Consider the following 16,530-nt stretch of genomic DNA (forward strand, 5'->3'; position numbering starts at 1 on the left):
GCGGGGAGCCGGCGCGGCGCGGCCGACAGGGCGAGCCGCTGGTCTGCCCGGGAGTTGTGCGGCAGGCTGGACGGGGGACCGCCGCCGGCGGGCAGCAGCGAGGAGGAGCAGTCATCGAGAAGGCCGAGGCCGGCCGGGGCGCGACGCCGACCCCGGACGACGAGGCGCTACCGGGCACCCCCTCGTGGTTCTCGGTGCTGCACGAGTCCTCGTTCATGTTCGCCGCGGTCTGCGACACCGCCGGGACGCTGCTCACCGCCAACCGCCTGGCCATCGAGGGCCGCGGCTTCGACCGCCGCCGACACCTGGGCCGCCCCTTCTGGGAGGCCGGCTGGTGGGCCGGTGACCCGGACGTGGGCGCCACGATCCGCGAGTGGTGCCTGAAGGTGGCCGCCGGCGGTGAACCGGTCCGCGCGGTCACCAGCTTCTTCCGCGCCGACGGCACGCGGCGCACCGCCGACCTCACCATGCAGCTCGTCCGCGAAGGTGAGCAGCAGGAGTTCCTCCTGGTCACCGGTCTGGACATCACCGATCGGCTGCAGACCGAGCGGGTCACCGCCGAGGCGCGCGCGGCGGGCATGGAGGCGTCCACGCTGCGCCAGATCGCCACCGCCCGGGCCCGCGACCTGGAGGTTCTCCGCGAGACGGAGGCCAAGCTCACCCGCGCGCTCGCCATCTCCGAGCGGGTGCTGGCCAACGTGGCCGACGGCATCTACGGGCTCGACATCGACGGCCGGGTGGAGTTCCTCAACCCCGCCGCCGCGCGGCTCACCGGGTACCGGCCCGAGGACCAGCTGGGCTGCGACCAGCACGCGCTGATCCACGCCCGGCGCCCGGACGGCTCGCCCTACCCACGCGAGGAGTGCCCGGTCTGGCGGGCCCTCCGGACCGGTCGCACCGTGTTCGCCGACGACGAGACGTTCTGGCGCAGCGACGGCACGGCGATCCCGGTGGAGATGGTCGTCGTGCCGACGGTGGAGGAGGGCGCGTTCACCGGCGTCGTCGTCTCGTTCCGCGACCTCACCGACCGGCGGGCCGCCCAGCGGCAGGCGGCCGAGCTCGAGGCGCTCGCCGCCCGCGCCGCGGCCGAACGGGCGCTGTCGGACCGGCTGCAGCAGTCGCTGCTCACCCCGCCGCCGGAGCCCGACCACCTGCAGATCGCCGTCCGCTACCGCCCGGCCGCGCACGAGGCGCACGTGGGCGGCGACTGGTACGACGCCTTCCTCCAGCCCGACGGGGCGACCATGCTCGTCATCGGCGACGTCATCGGCCACGACAGCCGCGCGGCCGCGGCGATGGGCCAGGTCCGGGGGCTCCTGCGCGCCCTCGCCTACGACGACGAGGAGGGGCCCGCGGCCACGCTCACCCGCGTCGAGCACGCCGCCCGGGGGCTCGCGGTCTCGACCATGGCCACCGGCGTCCTCGCCCGGATCGAGCGCCACCCCGACGCGCCGGACGCCGTCAGCCGCCTCCTCCGCTGGAGCAACGCCGGCCACCTGCCACCGATCCTGCTGGCGCCCGACGGCACGAGCACGCTGCTCACCACCCCGCCGGAGCTGATGCTGGGCATCGACCCCGACGCCCCGCGCACCGACCACGCCGTCGACCTGCCCGACGGGTACACCCTCCTGCTGGTCACCGACGGCCTGGTCGAGCGCCGCGACATCGATCTCGACCAGGGCTTCGAACGGCTGCAGGACGCGCTGCGGGACCTCGGCGGCACGCCGCTGGAGGAGCTGCTGGACACGGTGCTCGCCCGGCTGCTGCCCGAGGCGGGCGCCGACGACGTCGCGATCGTGGCCGTGCGCACCTTCCCCGAGGACCGCCCGCGGCCGCCGGAGGCCGGACCCAACCGGCTGCCGCCCGGGATGGGCTGACGGCGCACGACAGCGCCCGCCCCGGAGGACCGGGACGGGCGCTGTCGGTCGTTCGGCCCCCCGTGAGGAGGGCAGCTTCTCAATCGATGACGACGGTGGTCTCGTTCAGCCCGACCTCGGCCGACAGGACCCGCTCGCCCTTGCCGACCGCGGCCAGCGAGCGCAGCTTCCACGGGCCCGGCGCGGCGAAGAAGCGGAACTCACCCTCGGGGCTGGTGACCACCTCGGCGGTGAACTCGTCGGTCGAGTCGAGCAGCCGGACGTAGGCGCCGGCCACCGGAGCCCCGTCGTGCCACACCTGGCCCTGGATGACCGTCTGGGTGTTCAAGTCGATCCCGGCGAGGGAACCGCCCTGCTCGGGCGCTGCGCACATGTCAGCTCACTTCTCGATCGGGACGCCGACGAGCGAGCCGTACTCGACCCAGCTGCCGTCGTAGTTCTTGACGTCGGTCTTGCCGAGCAGCTCGCGCAGCACGAACCAGGTGTGGCTCGAGCGCTCGCCGATGCGGCAGTAGGCGATGGTCGGCTTGCTCTCGTCGTAACCCTGCTCGGCGTAGAGCGCCGCGAGCTGCTGGTCGGACTTGAAGGTGCCGTCCTCGTTGGCCGCCTTGCTCCACGGGATGTTGATCGCCGTGGGGACGTGGCCGGCCTTCTGCGACTGCTCCTGCGGCAGGTGCGCGGGGGCGAGGATCTTGCCGGAGAACTCGTCGGGCGAGCGGACGTCGACGATGTTCTTGCTGCCGATGGAGGCCACGACCTCGTCGCGGAACGCACGGATCGACAGGTCGGGCTCGCCGGCCTTGTACTGCGTGGCCGGGCGCTCGACGGCGTCCTTGGACAGCGGACGGCCGTCCAGCTCCCACTTCTTCCGGCCGCCGTCCATGAGCTTCACGTCGGAGTGGCCGTAGATCTTGAAGTACCAGTAGGCGTAGGCGGCGAACCAGTTGTTGTTGCCGCCGTAGAGGACGACGGTGTCGTCGTTGCCGATGCCCTTGGCCGACATGAGCTCCTCGAAGGCGCTCTTGTCGAGGAAGTCGCGGCGCAGCGGGTCCTGCAGGTCCTTCTTCCAGTCCAGCTTGACGGCGCCCTCGATGTGGCCGCCGTCGTAGGCGCTGGTGTCCTCGTCGACCTCGACGAGGACGATGCCGGGCTGGCCCAGGTGCTCCTGGACCCAGTCCACCGAGACGAGTACGTCGTTACGGCTCATGGGTGGTGTTCCTCCGGATGATCGGTGTGCGGTCGGTCGGTCTGGTGGTGCAGGGACGACGCGGATCGCTCAGACCGCGGAAGTCACGGGAGAAAGGGGCATCCCGACGGCGCGGAGAGCGCGTCTGGACGGCGCGGTGCCGCCCTCAGAGGGGCGGACACAGGCAGCTGCCGACGCGGCACAGGTCGACCGTGCGGCGCGAGGTCAGCAGGATGCCCACGACGCGAGGGTATCCGATCACCACCGGTCCCCCGCATGCGCGTCTACCAGAGCCGTCAGCTCCGCCGGCACCGGCGCGCCGCTGCTGCGACCGAGCACCCGGCCGGCGCGGTCGAGGTAGAACAGCGTGGGCGTGCGCCGGACGTCGAGTGCGCGCACCTCGTCGAGATGGCTCTCCGCGTCGACCTGGACCACGGCCAGTCCGGGACGGGTGGCCTGCAGCTGGGCGAGCCGGGCCCGGGTCACGCGGCAGGGGGCGCAGAAGGCGGTCGAGAACTGGACGACCGTGAGCTCCGCATCGGCCGGGCGCACGCCCAGCCGCTCGAGCACCGCGGCGGTTCCGCCCACACCCACGGTCCGGTCCACCCGCGGCACAACCCACCCGGCCGGGCGGGCTATTCCGCCGCGAGCACGGTGTCCACGGCCTCCACCCGGACGTCCACCCCGTCCTCGGCCGGCTGCACCTCGAGCAGGCGCAGGCCGAAGGGCAACTCGATCGGGTAACGGAGGTCGAGCAGGTCGTTCGCCCGCTCCACGAGCTCGTCGGGCACCGGTAGCCCCGCGCCTGAGGCCCGCTCGACGTCGATGACCAGCTCGTCGCCGTCGAGGGCCACCGTCCCGGCGGCGGTGAGCGGCACCGAGCGGCCGAGCAGCTCGACGGTGCGGGTGATCCGCAGCCCGTCGCCCTCGCGCCGCAGCACGGTGTCACCACCGAGCTCGTCCGAGAGCAGGGCGTAGGACAGCGTCGCCGTGCCGTCGATCCGCTCGACCGGCACCTCCTGCACCTGGCCGGAGAGCACCGCCGACAGCGGCACCCACACCCCGGTGAGCGCGACCTCGGCCTGCGTGCCCTCGCGCCGGCCCAGCGTCTCGGCGTCCAGCGAGATGCGGACGTCCTCGTACCGGCCGCCGACCGCCTGGGTGAGGAACGGGAAGCCGCGGATGTCCACATCCGGCGGGCCCGCCAGCGCGCTCTGCGCGGCCAGCTGCCGGGCCACCTGCCCCTCGGCGATGGCCATGGCGACCCGGTCGGCCAGCACCCCGAGGCCGAGGAGCACGAGCAGGACGACGGCGAGGGCCTTCACAGGACGGCCTTCACAGGACGGTCAGGAGGCCGAGGGCGACAGGCGCGCCGGCGGCGAGCGGCAGCACCACCTGGACGGTGCTCGTCGCCCAGGGGGACAGCGTCTCCGCCGCGCCGCCCATGGCCGTCTCGACGGCGAGATAGCTGCCGGCGACGGCCACCAGCGCGACGACCCCGGCGACGACCGCGCCCGCCGCCAGCGCCCGCAGTGCGCCGAGGTCGGCGACGTCCCGGGCGGCCCAGGCGGTCGCCGCCCCGGCCAGGACGGCGAGCACCGCCCCCGTGAGGCCGCGGGGCACGCCGACAGCCAGCCGCGGCCGGGGCAGCACCTGGTCGGTGAGGTGGCCGACCAGGAGGGCGGCGCCGGTGACCAGCGCCGCGACCACCAGGCGCTCCTCGGCCAGGCGGCCGAGGAGCAGGAACGCGGCGAGGGCGCCGACCGCGGTGAGCAGCACGGCCGACCCGGCGAGCGAGTCGACCAGGGCGTGCCGCGGCGTGCGCAGCATCTGCTGCAGCACGGCGCCCAGGAATCCGACGCCCAGCACGGCCAGCAGCCCACCCAGGTGCGGCCGCTCCGGGAGCAGCAGCGCGAGGTCGGCCGCGACGGCGGCGGCCGTGCCCACGGCCAGGGAGGCGGCGAACCCCTGCATCCCGGCGGCGAGCACCCAGGAGAGCACCAGCGCCAGCTGCAGCACCAGGACGGCGGCCAGCGTCCCCACCTCGCCCAGCGCCGGCGGCAGCCCCGCCAGCAGCCCGGCCGCGACGACCGAGAGCCCGGCGGCCGGGAGGTGGTGCGCCCGGGCCGGCGTCGAGGGGAGGACGGCGGGGGAACTCACGGACCGATGCTCTCAGAAGCCCGGCCTCCGGTCCGCTCGACGAGCGGACCGTCGCCGGAACGGGGACCACCGCACCCCTCGACCGACCGTGCGCCGACGAGATCCGCCTGGTCGACCAGCACCTCCGCTATCCTGCGAGCTCACCTCGACAGCGTTGTCGTAGGTCCGGCCGGTGCCCCGCCGGCCCCGGACCCCTGAGGGAGACGACATGCGACTCGTGCTCATGACCGCGGCGCGGCAGGCCACGACCGAGGTGCTGCCCGCGCTCGGGCTGCTCGGCCACCAGGTGCGCGTGATGGCCCCGGAGCTCTCCAGCCTCCTGGACGGCGACTCCGGGGACGTGGTCCTCGTCGACGCCCGCCACGATCTGATCCGGGCCCGCACCCTCTGCGGCCTGCTCTCCTCCACCGGCGTGGCCGCGGCCCTGGTCGCCGTCCTCTCCGAGGGGGGCCTGGTCGCGCTCTCGGCGGACTGGGGGGTCGACGACGTGCTGCTCGACACCGCCGGCCCCGCCGAGGTCGACGCCCGGCTCAAGTGGGCCACCGCGCGCCGGCTGGCGGCCGCGACGCCCGCCGACGGCGCCGACGGCGGCGTCACCCAGGCCGGCGAGCTGGTCATCGACGAGCACAGCTACTCGGCGAAGCTGCGCGGCCGCCCGCTCGATCTCACCTACAAGGAGTTCGAGCTGCTGAAGTACCTGGCCCAGCACCCGGGCCGGGTCTTCTCGCGGGCCCAGCTGCTCCAGGAGATCTGGGGCTACGACTACTTCGGCGGCACCCGCACCGTCGACGTCCACGTGCGCCGGCTGCGGGCCAAGCTGGGCACCGAGCACGAGGCGCTCATCGGCACGGTGCGCAACGTGGGCTACAAGCTCGACCAGCAGGTGGCCGACGCGACCGCCAAGGCCGCCCGGGCGGAGACCGACGCCGAACTGGTCTGATGGCCCGGTGAGCAACGATCCCGACGTCGCCGAGGTCCTCGCGCTGCTGCGCGCCGCCACCGCCGCCGACGGGGTGCGCCCGGTCTCCGAGGAGGCCGAGCTCCGCCTGCAGCACCGCTCGCCCGGCGGACGCGACCTCGTCGTCCGCACCGGCGACGGCGCCCTGGCCGGCTACGCCCGGATCGACGACGGCACCGCCGAGCTGGTCGTGCACCCCGCCCACCGGCGCCGGGGCCACGGGACGGCGCTGCTGCGGCAGCTCCTCGATCTGACCGCCGAGCGGCCGCTGAGCATCTGGGCCCACGGGGACCTGCCGGGCTCGGCCGAGCTGCTGGCCCCGCACGGCTTCACCCGGGCCCGGGTGCTGCTGCAGATGCGCCTGCCGGACCTGACTGCCGCCGCGGTCGACCCGAACCCCGCGCTGCCCGAGGACGTGCGGGTGCTGCCGTTCCGCCGCGGACGGGACGAGGAGGCGTGGTTGCGGGTCAACGCCCGCGCGTTCGCCTGGCACCCGGAGCAGGGCCGGATGACCCGGGAGGACCTGGAGCTGCGGGAGGCCGAGCCCTGGTTCGACCCCGAGGGCTTCCTCATGGCCTGGCGCGGGGATCCCCACGCGGACGGCGAGCTGCTGGGCTTCCACTGGACGAAGGTGCACCCGCCGGGCGACGCCGCCGAGGACGCGGTCGGCGAGATCTACGTGCTGGGCGTGGATCCGGGGGCCCAGGGGCTGCGGCTGGGGCGCGCGCTCACCGACCTGGGGCTGGCGCACCTGCGCGGGCGGGGCCTCGGGGAGGTGCTGCTCTACGTCGAGGAGGACAACACCGCGGCCGTCGGGCTCTACGAGGGGCGCGGGTTCCGGCGGTTCGCGGTGGACGTCGCCTGGCGGCGCGAGCCCGCCGGGGACTGAGGCCCGAAGGGCGCTCCTGCCCGGATCGTGACCCGCGGCACGCATGGTCATCAAGATCCTCAACGCCCGTTCATCGACCGTTCACCTCGGTACGGGGAGCACGCCACCTGCGCTCCCTAGCGTCGCTCCCGTCGGTCCAACGCTGCCCGGAACGGGTCCGGGCGAATCTCGAGAGGCCCTGAGTTGAAGCTCAGCACCAAGACGCGCGCCACCACGCTCTCCGTGGCGCTCGCCAGCACCCTCGCGCTCGCCGCCTGTGGTGCGTCCAACGAGTCCGAGAACGCCGTGGGCGGCAACGTCAGCAGCAGCGAGGAGTCGCTCAGCGGCACGCTCGTCGGGGCCGGCGCCAGCAGCCAGCAGGCGGCCATGCAGGGCTGGACCGCGGGGTACAACAGCGTCCAGCCCGACGTGACGGTCAACTACGACCCGGTCGGCTCGGGCGGCGGCCGGGAGCAGTTCCTCGCCGGCGGCACGGACTTCGCGGGCTCGGACGCCGCGCTGGACGAGGAGGAGCTCGCCCAGGCCGAGGAGCGCTGCGGCACCTCGGGGATCTTCGAGCTGGTCAACTACATCGCCCCGATCGCGGTCGTCTACAACCTCGAGGGCGTCGACGAGCTGAACCTCTCCCCCGAGACCCTCGCCGGGATCTTCAACCAGGAGATCACCAACTGGAACGACCCGGCGATCGCCGCCGACAACCCGGGCGCCACGCTGCCCGACCTGGCCATCACCCCGGTCAACCGCGCGGACGACTCCGGCACCACCGAGAACTTCACCGAGTACCTGGCCGCGGCGGCCGGCGAGGCGTGGCCGCACGAGCCGGACGGCGTCTGGCCGGTGCCCGGCGGCGAGGCCGCCCAGGGCACCTCGGGCGTGGTCAGCGCGGTCGGGGCCGGCGACGGGACCATCGGCTACGCCGACCTGAGCCAGGCCGGCGACCTCGGCGTGGCGAGCATCGGCGTGGGCGAGGAGTACGTCGCGCCGTCGGCCGAGGCGGCCGCCGCCGTCGTCGAGAACTCCGACCCGATCGAGGGCCGGGGCGAGTACGACTTCGCCATCGAGCTCGCCCGCGACACGACCGAGTCGGGCAACTACCCGATCGTGCTGGTCAGCTACCACATCGGCTGCATCGAGTACGACGACCAGGAGACCGCGGACCTGGTCAAGGACTTCATGGGCTACGTGATCAGCGAGGAGGGCCAGCAGGCCGCGGCCGAGGCCGCCGGCTCGGCACCGATCTCGGACGGCCTGCGGGAGCAGAACCGGTCGGCGGTCGACGCGATCACCGCTGGGTGATCCGGCACCATCATCAGTAACGGCCCGGAGCGTCTGAGACGCTCCGGGCCGTTACGCCGCCCGCCGCACGCGGGCACCGAGCCCCGACGGGCACCTACCGACGCGCAGCAGACGGAGCAGCGGTGACAGTCACCAGTCCCCCGCAGGAACCGACGGCTCCCCGGGCCGTACGCCGGCCAGGCGACCGGATCTTCGCCGGCAGCGCCAAGGGCGCCGGGATCCTGATCCTCGTCATCCTCGCCGGGGTGACGCTCTTCCTCCTCGCCGAGTCCTTCCCGGCGCTGACCGCGCCGGCCGAGGAGCTCCCGGGCGAGGGCGGGCTGGTCTCCTACATCTGGCCGCTGATCTTCGGCACGCTGCTGTCCGCCGCGATCGCCCTGCTGGTGGCCACGCCGCTGGCGGTGGGCATCGCGCTGTTCATCACCCACTACGCGCCGCGCCGGCTGGCCCAGGCCCTCGGCTACGTCGTCGACCTCCTCGCCGCGATCCCGAGCATCGTCTACGGGTTCTGGGGCATCTTCTGGCTCGCGCCGCGGCTGGTCCCCTTCTACCGCTGGCTCGAGGAGAACCTCGGCTTCATCCCGCTGTTCGCCGGCCCGGTCTCGGCCACGGGCCGGACGATGCTCACCATCGGGCTGGTGCTGGCGGTCATGATCCTGCCGATCGTCAGCGCCATCTCCCGCGAGGTCTTCACCCAGGTGCCCACGCTGCACACGGAGGCCGCGCTCGCCCTGGGCGCCACCCGCTGGGAGATGATCAAGATGGCGGTCATCCCCTACGGCAAGAGCGGCGTCATCGGTGGCGCCATGCTCGGCCTGGGACGCGCACTGGGCGAGACCATGGCGGTCGCCATCATCCTCTCCGGCTCGGCCGCCGGGATCACCTTCGCGCTGATCTCCAGCGCCAACCCGCAGACCATCGCGGCCAACATCGCGCTGCAGTTCCCGGAGTCCACCGGGCTGGACGTGAACACGCTGATCGCCAGCGGCCTGGTGCTGTTCCTGATCACGCTCCTGGTCAACATGCTCGCCCGCTGGATCGTCAACCGCCGGGCCGACTTCTCCGGAGCCAACTGATGAGCACGTCGATCCAGCAGCGCGAGACCGGGACCGGTTCCCCGAGCGCACCCCCCGAGCGGCGAGGTGCCGGCCGGCTGCCCCGCTGGGCCCCCTGGGCCGCGTTCGGCGCAGCGCTCGCGCTGGCGGCTCTCCTGGGCGCCCTGACCGGTTCGAACATCGTCCTGCTGGTCATCTACACCGTCGTCCTGGGCACCGTCCTGCTCTACGTGGCCTCGCGCGTCGTCGAGGGCCGGCGACGGGCCGTGGACCGGCTCGTCACCTGCCTGGTCGTGTCGGCGTTCGGGATCGCCATGGTGCCGCTGGTGTCCCTCGCCTACGAGGTCATCCGCCGCGGCGCCGAGCGGTTCGACGGCGAGTTCTTCGGCTCCTCGCTCCTCGGCGTGATCGGTGAGGGCGGCGGCGCCTACCACGCGATCATGGGCACCCTGATCATCACCGCCCTGACGACGTTGATCTCCGTGCCGATCGGCCTGATGACCGCCATCTACCTGGTCGAGTACGGCACCGGCAAGCTCAAGCGGTCGATCACCTTCTTCGTCGACGTGATGACCGGCATCCCCTCGATCGTCGCCGGCCTCTTCGCCTACGCCCTCTTCGTGATCTTCTTCGGCCCGGGTATCCGGCTCGGCATCATGGGCGCCGTGGCGCTGTCGGTGCTGATGATCCCGGTGGTGGTCCGCTCCGCCGAAGAGGTCCTGAAGCTCGTGCCCAACGAGCTGCGCGAGGCCGCCTACGCCCTCGGCGTGCCGAAGTGGCGCACGATCCTCAAGGTCGTCATCCCCACGGCGATCGCCGGCCTCGGGACCGGCATCACGCTGGCCATCGCCCGCGTGATCGGCGAGACCGCTCCGCTCCTGGTGACCGTCGGCATCACCAACGCCACCAACTTCGATCCGTTCGACGGCCGCATGGCCACGCTGCCGGTCTACGCCTACTACCAGCTGACCCAGCCGGGTGTGCCCCCCGAGTACGCGATCGACCGGGCCTGGACGGCAGCCCTGGTCCTCGTCATGCTGGTCATGGGCCTCAACGTGGTCGCCCGCCTGATCAGCCGCTTCTTCGCCCCCAAGACCAGTCGCTGAGCGTCATCCACCCAGGAAGGGACCACCCGTGGCCAAGCGCATCGAGGTGTCGGACCTCGACATCTACTACGGCAAGTTCCTCGCCGTGCAAGGCGTCAACGTCTCGATCGAGCCACGCAGCATCACGGCGCTGATCGGGCCGTCGGGCTGCGGCAAGTCGACGTTCCTGCGCACGCTCAACCGCATGCACGAGGTCATCCCCGGCGCGCGGGTGGAGGGCAAGGTCGTCATGGACGGCCAGGACCTCTACGGCTCCGACACCGACCCGGTGACCGTCCGCCGGCAGATCGGCATGGTCTTCCAGCGGCCCAATCCGTTCCCGACGATGTCCATCTACGACAACGTCGCGGCCGGTATGCGCCTGAACGCCAAGCGGATGAGCAAGTCGGACACCGACGAGCTCGTCGAGCGCTCGCTGCGCGGGGCCAACCTGTGGGAAGAGGTCAAGGACCGGCTCGACCGGCCCGGCTCGGGGCTGTCCGGCGGTCAGCAGCAGCGGCTCTGCATCGCCCGCGCCATCGCCGTCGAGCCCGACGTCCTGCTGATGGACGAGCCCTGCTCGGCGCTGGACCCCATCTCCACGCTCGCCATCGAGGACCTGATGACGGAGCTCAAGGAGCGGTTCACCATCGTCATCGTCACGCACAACATGCAGCAGGCCGCTCGCGTGAGCGAGCAGACCGGGTTCTTCAACCTCAACGGCGTCGGGCAGCCGGGGCGGCTGATCGAGTTCAACCCGACGGAGAAGATCTTCAGCAATCCCGACCAGAAGGCCACCGAGGACTACATCTCCGGTCGCTTCGGCTGAGTCGCCGCACCCGCCCGGCCAGGACCCCGCCCCCACCAGGGGCGGGGTCCTGCTCGTTCCGGGGCCTTGTCTCAGCCGCGGACCGGCTCTCCGGGCGGCTGGATCAGGCGCAGCTGACCGGCTCGGCCGCTGCCGGCTCGGGCGCCACGGCCGTCGCCTCGGTCTGCAGCTGCGCGGGCGCCGGCCCGCCGATCTCCACCGGGACGACCGAGGAGTAGCCCGGGCCGATCACCAGCTGCACCGCCGACGGCCCGATGGAGTCACTCTGCTCGACGACCGCACCCGGGACCGCGGCCGCCACGGTGCGGGCCTGCTCGAGCGCCGCGGGGCCGTGCCGTACGACGCTCTGGGTGACCGTGCCGAGCTCGTTGCCGACCGCGCCCACGGTGAAGCCCTGGCCGCGGAGAGCATCGGCCACCGTCGCGGCGAGGCCCGTCGTCGCCGTGCCGTTGAGGACGTCCACGGTGATCTCCGCGGGGGCGGCGGTGAGCGGCTCGGGGCCGGCCGGGGCCTCCGGCGCCGGTTCCACGGCGACCTCGGGCGGAGCGGTCTGCGCGGCCCGTTGCGCCTCGAGCACCTCGGCCGGGAGCCGTGTGCCGTCGATGACCTCGTCGAACACCGCGCGCGTGGCGGCGCGGTCCAGCACCACGTACGCCTGGTCGGTGCCGGCCGGCACGTAGCCGACCTGGGCCACCGGCAGCCCGGCCCGCTGGACGGCGTCCCCGGACAGGTCGCCCAGCGCGCCGGCGACCACGCGCAGGTCACCCAGGGTGGTCTGCGCGTCCAGGGTGAGGGCGTCGGAGGCGCGGGTGAGGAAGCGTGCCAGGCGCACCGGGTCGAGCAGCGTGTCGGCCGACATCGCCGTCCGCAGCGTGGAGGTGAGCAGACGCTGGGCCCGCTCCGCGACGGCCGCACCGGCCACGTCAGCACCCGCGTCCCCCGGCTCCAGGAAGCCGGAGGCGTCGTCCGCCGACAGCTCGGAGGGGCCGGCCGGCGGGGGGACGGCCGCGGCGGCGACCGCGTCGGAGGGCACCACGCAGACCGGGACGCCACCGAGGGCCTCCACCATGCCCGGCACGCCGGCGAGGTCGACGCCGAGGTAGTGGTCGATCCGCAGCCCGGAGAGCTGCTGGACCGCTCGGACGGCGCATGCCGGCCCGCCGTCCAGCAGCGAGCTCGCGAACGCCTCAGTGACCGGGTTGCGCAGCTCGCCGTCCGAGGTGCGGCAGGCCGGTGTGTCCACCAGCGCGGTGGGCGGGATGCTCACCAGCACGGCGCGCTCGCGGTCGGCCGACAACGAGACCACCTGCGTGGCCACGGAGGCCGTACCGGTCTGGCCGGGGATCCCGTTGCTCACGACGAGGTAGGTCTCCGAGCCGTCCTGCAGTCGAGGGGCCAGCACCTCGGGCCCGTCGAGGGCCAGTGCCTCGACGCGGTCGATGCGCTGGTCGACGTAGAAGTACAGGCCCAGGTGGTACAGGACGATCACGCCGACGATCCCTGCCAGGGCGATCCCCGCCCGCACCAGCCGTCGCCGCCCGGGACTCCGCGGCGGACGGTCGACGGACGGCCGACGACGGCGGGAACCCGCCGGCGGCGGTGGCGGTGCCAGACCCGGCAGGGGCGGGACGGGGCCGCTGCGTCGCGAGGGCCGCTCCTCCGGAGCCCACGCGGCCGGCCCGGGAGTGGGCACCGGCGGCAGCCCCGGCTGCACCTGCGGCGGGCCCGGTTGCGCGGCGGGCACCGGCGGGACCCCGGGTCGGGCAGCGCCGGACTCCTGGGGACGCGCGACCGGCCGTGCGGCCGGCACCGGCGGCAGCCCCGCTCGGACGGCGGGTGCATCGCCGGGTGCAGCGGCGGGCGCGGGGGAGCCGGCGGAGGCGGCGGAGGCGGCGGTGGCACCCCGGCCGGCGCGTGGTGCCACCGACGGGGTGGCCTCGCCACGGCGGGCGGCGCGTCGGCTGCCCACCGCGCTCCCCTGCCGGGCGATCAGCTGCTCGACGGTCACCGGCTCGGCGCCCCCGCCGCCGCCCGCGCGCCCGCGACGGGTGCGGCCGGGGAGGTCGCGGTCGCCCGCGCCGTCCCTCGTCGGCTGATCACCCACAGGTGTCGACACCTTCTCGTCGTCCGCACGTCCGTGTCCCGTCGTCCCACGATACGGGCGGCCGGCCGTCCGCCACGCCGACGCGCGGCAACGACCGGTCGTGACGCAGGCAATCGAATGGTGGCCCACGGGCGGAGTGCGTAGCGTTTCCGCGGTGCGCCTGCCTTCCGTCCCCGGCCCCTCCGACGTCGCGGCCCTGGTGGGAGGTGTGCGCGACGGCATGAGCGAGGTCCTCGCCCTCGTTCCGCGTGTGGCCGGCGCGCTCGGGCAGCTGGAAGGGCTGCTGGGCCGCGTGTCGAAGCTGGTCGACCGGGCGGAGGAGATCGTCGACCGGGCGGACGTGGCGATCACCGGTCTGGATGCCACCCGGATCGCCGCCGACGAGGCGATCGTCGCCGTCGGCCGGACCCGGATCGCCGCGGACGAGGCGATCGTCGCCGTCGGCCGGACCCGGATCGCCGCGGACGAGGCCGTCGACGCCGTGGGCCTCACCCGCGCCAAAGCCGACGACGCCATCGACGCCATGGGCCACACCCGCGCCAAAGCCGACGACGCCATCGACGCCATGGGCCACACCCGCGCCAAAGCCGACGACGCCATCGACGCCATGGGCCACACCCGCGCCAAAGCCGACGACGCCATCGACGCCATGGGCCACACCCGCGCCAAAGCCGACGACGCCATCGACGCCATGGGCCACACCCGCGCCAAAGCCGACGACGCCATCGACGCCATGGGCCACACCCGCGCCAAAGCCGACGACGCCATCGACGCCATGGGCCACACCCGCGCCAAGGCCGACGAGGCGGTCGAGCAGGCCCGGGGCACCACCGCTCGTGCCGAGGGCATCGTCGGCCGGACGGAGGGGCTGGTGGGGCGGATCGAGCCGATCGTCACCGACTACGAGCCGGCCCTGACCGCCCTCGCCCCGGCGATCCGCCGACTGGCCGCCACCTTCGACGCGTCCGAGGTCGACGCGCTTATCACGCTCATCGACCGGCTGCCCCAGCTGGTCACGCACCTGGACGAGGACATCCTCCCCGTGCTGGAGGGCCTCGAGAGCGTCGGCACCGACGTCCACGACCTGGTCGACACGGTCCAGGACATGCGTCAGATCGTGAAGGGCTTCCCCGGCTCGAAGCTGTTCCGCCGGCGCGGCGCGGAGGAGATCGCGGACGGCGAGGCGCGGGAGAGAGAAGCGGAGGGCGCCGGCTCCTGAGCCGGCGCCCTCCGCCTCGGACGCGGTCGGGTCGACCGCGGCGCCGGGGCTATGCGCCCGGGCCCGGCCCGGTCTCCGTCGGGTAGCCGAGGGCCCGCGCGACGTCGCCGATCCGCTCGAACGTCTCACCCTCGGGGAGCCGCTGCAGCTCTGCCACGACGGCGTCGGGCGCCCGGCTGTCCCGCGCCGCCTCGACGAGGTCGTCGCGGCTGCCGGGGAAGGGCTCACGGGTCAGCCAGCGCGCCAGCTCCGCGCGGGCGACGACGGCGTCGTCGGTCATCCCCACCGGCGTGCCGCCGACGAGGGTGCCGGCCGGGTCGGCGTCGACGTCGGGGTCGCCCTCGGCGACCGGCTCGACCTCGCGCCACTCGTGCGCCCGGGTGGCCCGCTCGGCCTTCATCATCCCCTGCGTCTCGTGCTCGAGCTCCTCGTCGAGCCGCGGGTTGTGCTTGGTGCTGCGCGAGCCGGCGAATTCGCCTGGGGACTCGGTCACGTGTGCCTCCTGGTGTTCGGGCCCGGCACCGCCGGGCCGTGGATCGTCCGCGAGGGGTCAGGCCTCGTCGAGCGCGCTCGGCTTGTGCACCGCGGTGCGCCCGCTCTTGTCGCTGCGGACCTCGTACTGCGGGTCGTCCTCACTGGCGCGCACGGTGCGGCCGGATGCCTCGGTGTCGGAGGTGATCTTCCGTTCCACCGTGCCCTCGGTCGTGCTCCCGTGGCTGTTCCAGGTGACGTGGTCACCCTTCTTCAGGTCGGACATCGCCTCTCCCCGGCTCGCGGACGGTGCTGTTCTGCCGTGCCCCCGGCGACCCCCGGGCACACATCGGTCGGCCGCGACCGCGGGCACACCTAGGCTGGGCCGACGTGACCTCTCCCGACGGCGCCGTCTTCACCGACGGCCTGCGACCGGTCGACGTCCTCACGGTCGTCGCGGTCACCGACGTGACCCCCTCGGTGCGCCGGGTGACCCTGTCCGGGGACGCCGCCGTCGTGGCCGCGGCCGGGCCCACCGTGAACCTGCTCGTGCCGCGGGTGGACGACCCGGACCCGCGCTGGCCGCGGATCCAGCGGGACGGCCGGATCGTGTGGCCCGAGGGGAGCCACGGCATCGCGCTGCGCAGCTACACCGCACGCCGGCAGGACCCGGCCGCGGGCGAGGTGGACATCGACTTCGTCCTGCACGGCGACGGCCCGGCCGCCGCCTGGGCCGCCGCGGCGCGGCCGGGCGCGCTGCTCGGGATCGCCGGTGCCGCCTCGCTGGCCGAGCGACCGGCCCGGTGGCTGCTGCTCGTCGCCGACGAGACCGCGCTGCCGGCCGTGAGCCGCATCCTCGCCGCCGCGGCACCGGACACGACGGGGGTCGCCTTCCTGGAGGTGGCCGGCCCGGAGGAGGAGCAGCCGCTCCCCGCGCCCGCCGGGGTCGCCGTGCACTGGCTGCACCGCGGGGCGACCGCTCCCGGGGAGAGCACCCTGCTGACCGATGCCGTCGCCGGCCTCGATCGGCCGCCGGGCGACGACGTGTTCGCCTGGGTGGGCGCCGAGTCCGCGGCCGTCCGGGCGATCCGCGCGGACCTGCGCGGGCGCTGGGGTCTCGGCCGCGCGCAGCACCACGCGATCGGCTACTGGCGCCGCGGCCGCTCCATGGCCCCCGCCGGCTGACCGCTCCGCTCCAGGCATAGGAAGCTATGCCTATGGATTCCGGGTCGGAACCACAGGCATAGCTTCCTATGCCGATGGGGCCGGGGCGGTGGCGATGACCGGCGTCGGCGCAGACGCAGCGCTCCCAGGTGCTTCACAGGTAGCGTCCAGTCCCACCGCAGCCGGACCCCCGATCCTCGGGGCATGACCACCGCATCGGCACACGCGACCGGAGGA

Annotated in this window: 17 protein-coding genes; 9 read left to right on the forward strand and 8 right to left on the reverse strand. The window is 73.9% G+C overall.

What is annotated here, in order from left to right; all coding sequences use genetic code 11:
* The first annotated feature begins 56 nt into the window (after positions 1-56).
* A complete protein-coding gene (locus ABDB74_RS18710) occupies positions 57-1,877 on the forward strand; it encodes a SpoIIE family protein phosphatase (protein ID WP_346620258.1) in 1,821 nt (606 codons plus the stop codon).
* Between the two features lie 79 nt (positions 1,878-1,956).
* On the opposite strand, the gene ABDB74_RS18715 is transcribed toward ABDB74_RS18710, so the two are convergent.
* The 5 genes from ABDB74_RS18715 to ABDB74_RS18735 form a co-directional block, all read right to left on the reverse strand.
* Positions 1,957-2,250 carry a DUF1416 domain-containing protein gene (locus ABDB74_RS18715; RefSeq protein ID WP_346620259.1) on the reverse strand — a complete coding sequence of 98 codons (294 nt, stop codon included), beginning with the start codon at positions 2,248-2,250 and terminating at the stop codon, positions 1,957-1,959.
* Between the two features lie 6 nt (positions 2,251-2,256).
* A complete protein-coding gene (locus ABDB74_RS18720; RefSeq protein WP_346620260.1) occupies positions 2,257-3,084 on the reverse strand; it encodes a sulfurtransferase in 828 nt (275 codons plus the stop codon).
* A gap of 237 nt (positions 3,085-3,321) precedes the next feature.
* A complete protein-coding gene (locus ABDB74_RS18725) occupies positions 3,322-3,669 on the reverse strand; it encodes a thioredoxin family protein (RefSeq protein ID WP_346620261.1) in 348 nt (115 codons plus the stop codon).
* A 29-nt stretch (positions 3,670-3,698) separates the two neighbouring features.
* Positions 3,699-4,388, reverse strand: a complete 690-nt coding sequence (locus ABDB74_RS18730) for a DUF2993 domain-containing protein (protein WP_346620262.1) — start codon at positions 4,386-4,388, stop codon at positions 3,699-3,701.
* A gap of 10 nt (positions 4,389-4,398) precedes the next feature.
* A complete protein-coding gene (locus ABDB74_RS18735; RefSeq protein ID WP_346620263.1) occupies positions 4,399-5,223 on the reverse strand; it encodes a hypothetical protein in 825 nt (274 codons plus the stop codon).
* A gap of 208 nt (positions 5,224-5,431) precedes the next feature.
* Between ABDB74_RS18735 and ABDB74_RS18740 the strand changes: the two genes are divergently transcribed.
* The 6 genes from ABDB74_RS18740 (at position 5,432) to pstB (ending at position 11,335) form a co-directional block, all read left to right on the forward strand.
* On the forward strand, positions 5,432-6,163 hold the full coding sequence (locus ABDB74_RS18740; RefSeq protein WP_346620265.1) for a response regulator transcription factor: 732 nt from the start codon (positions 5,432-5,434) through the stop codon (positions 6,161-6,163).
* A gap of 7 nt (positions 6,164-6,170) precedes the next feature.
* Entirely contained in the window at positions 6,171-7,070 is a 900-nt protein-coding gene (mshD, locus tag ABDB74_RS18745; protein ID WP_346620267.1) for a mycothiol synthase, read from the forward strand.
* A gap of 183 nt (positions 7,071-7,253) precedes the next feature.
* Entirely contained in the window at positions 7,254-8,366 is a 1,113-nt protein-coding gene (gene pstS, locus ABDB74_RS18750; protein WP_346620269.1) for a phosphate ABC transporter substrate-binding protein PstS, read from the forward strand.
* 122 nt (positions 8,367-8,488) lie between these two features.
* Positions 8,489-9,442 (forward strand): phosphate ABC transporter permease subunit PstC, encoded by a 954-nt coding sequence (gene pstC, locus ABDB74_RS18755; RefSeq protein WP_346620270.1) that lies wholly within the window; start codon positions 8,489-8,491, stop codon positions 9,440-9,442.
* Entirely contained in the window at positions 9,442-10,527 is a 1,086-nt protein-coding gene (pstA, locus tag ABDB74_RS18760; protein WP_346620272.1) for a phosphate ABC transporter permease PstA, read from the forward strand. Before pstC ends, pstA begins: the two co-directional genes overlap by 1 nt.
* Positions 10,528-10,555: 28 nt before the next feature.
* Entirely contained in the window at positions 10,556-11,335 is a 780-nt protein-coding gene (gene pstB / locus ABDB74_RS18765) for a phosphate ABC transporter ATP-binding protein PstB (RefSeq protein ID WP_346620274.1), read from the forward strand.
* Between the two features lie 103 nt (positions 11,336-11,438).
* Here pstB and ABDB74_RS18770 read toward each other — a convergent pair whose 3' ends face one another.
* Positions 11,439-12,824, reverse strand: a complete 1,386-nt coding sequence (locus ABDB74_RS18770; protein WP_346620276.1) for an LCP family protein — start codon at positions 12,822-12,824, stop codon at positions 11,439-11,441.
* A 769-nt stretch (positions 12,825-13,593) separates the two neighbouring features.
* Between ABDB74_RS18770 and ABDB74_RS18775 the strand changes: the two genes are divergently transcribed.
* The gene (locus ABDB74_RS18775) at positions 13,594-14,658 is read left to right on the forward strand and encodes a hypothetical protein (protein WP_346620278.1); all 1,065 of its coding nucleotides are present in this window, start codon (positions 13,594-13,596) and stop codon (positions 14,656-14,658) included.
* Positions 14,659-14,707: 49 nt separating this feature from the next.
* Here ABDB74_RS18775 and ABDB74_RS18780 read toward each other — a convergent pair whose 3' ends face one another.
* Both ABDB74_RS18780 and ABDB74_RS18785 read right to left on the reverse strand, forming a co-directional pair.
* Positions 14,708-15,151, reverse strand: a complete 444-nt coding sequence (locus ABDB74_RS18780; RefSeq protein ID WP_346620279.1) for a DUF2795 domain-containing protein — start codon at positions 15,149-15,151, stop codon at positions 14,708-14,710.
* Between the two features lie 57 nt (positions 15,152-15,208).
* A complete protein-coding gene (locus ABDB74_RS18785; RefSeq protein ID WP_346620281.1) occupies positions 15,209-15,415 on the reverse strand; it encodes a DUF2945 domain-containing protein in 207 nt (68 codons plus the stop codon).
* A gap of 104 nt (positions 15,416-15,519) precedes the next feature.
* On the opposite strand from ABDB74_RS18785, the gene ABDB74_RS18790 reads away from it, so the two are divergent.
* Positions 15,520-16,314, forward strand: a complete 795-nt coding sequence (locus tag ABDB74_RS18790; protein WP_346620282.1) for a siderophore-interacting protein — start codon at positions 15,520-15,522, stop codon at positions 16,312-16,314.
* Positions 16,315-16,530: the final 216 nt, after the last annotated feature.

Origin of the sequence: Blastococcus sp. HT6-4 (assembly GCF_039679125.1) — a bacterium.
Classification (GTDB): domain Bacteria; phylum Actinomycetota; class Actinomycetes; order Mycobacteriales; family Geodermatophilaceae; genus Blastococcus; species Blastococcus montanus.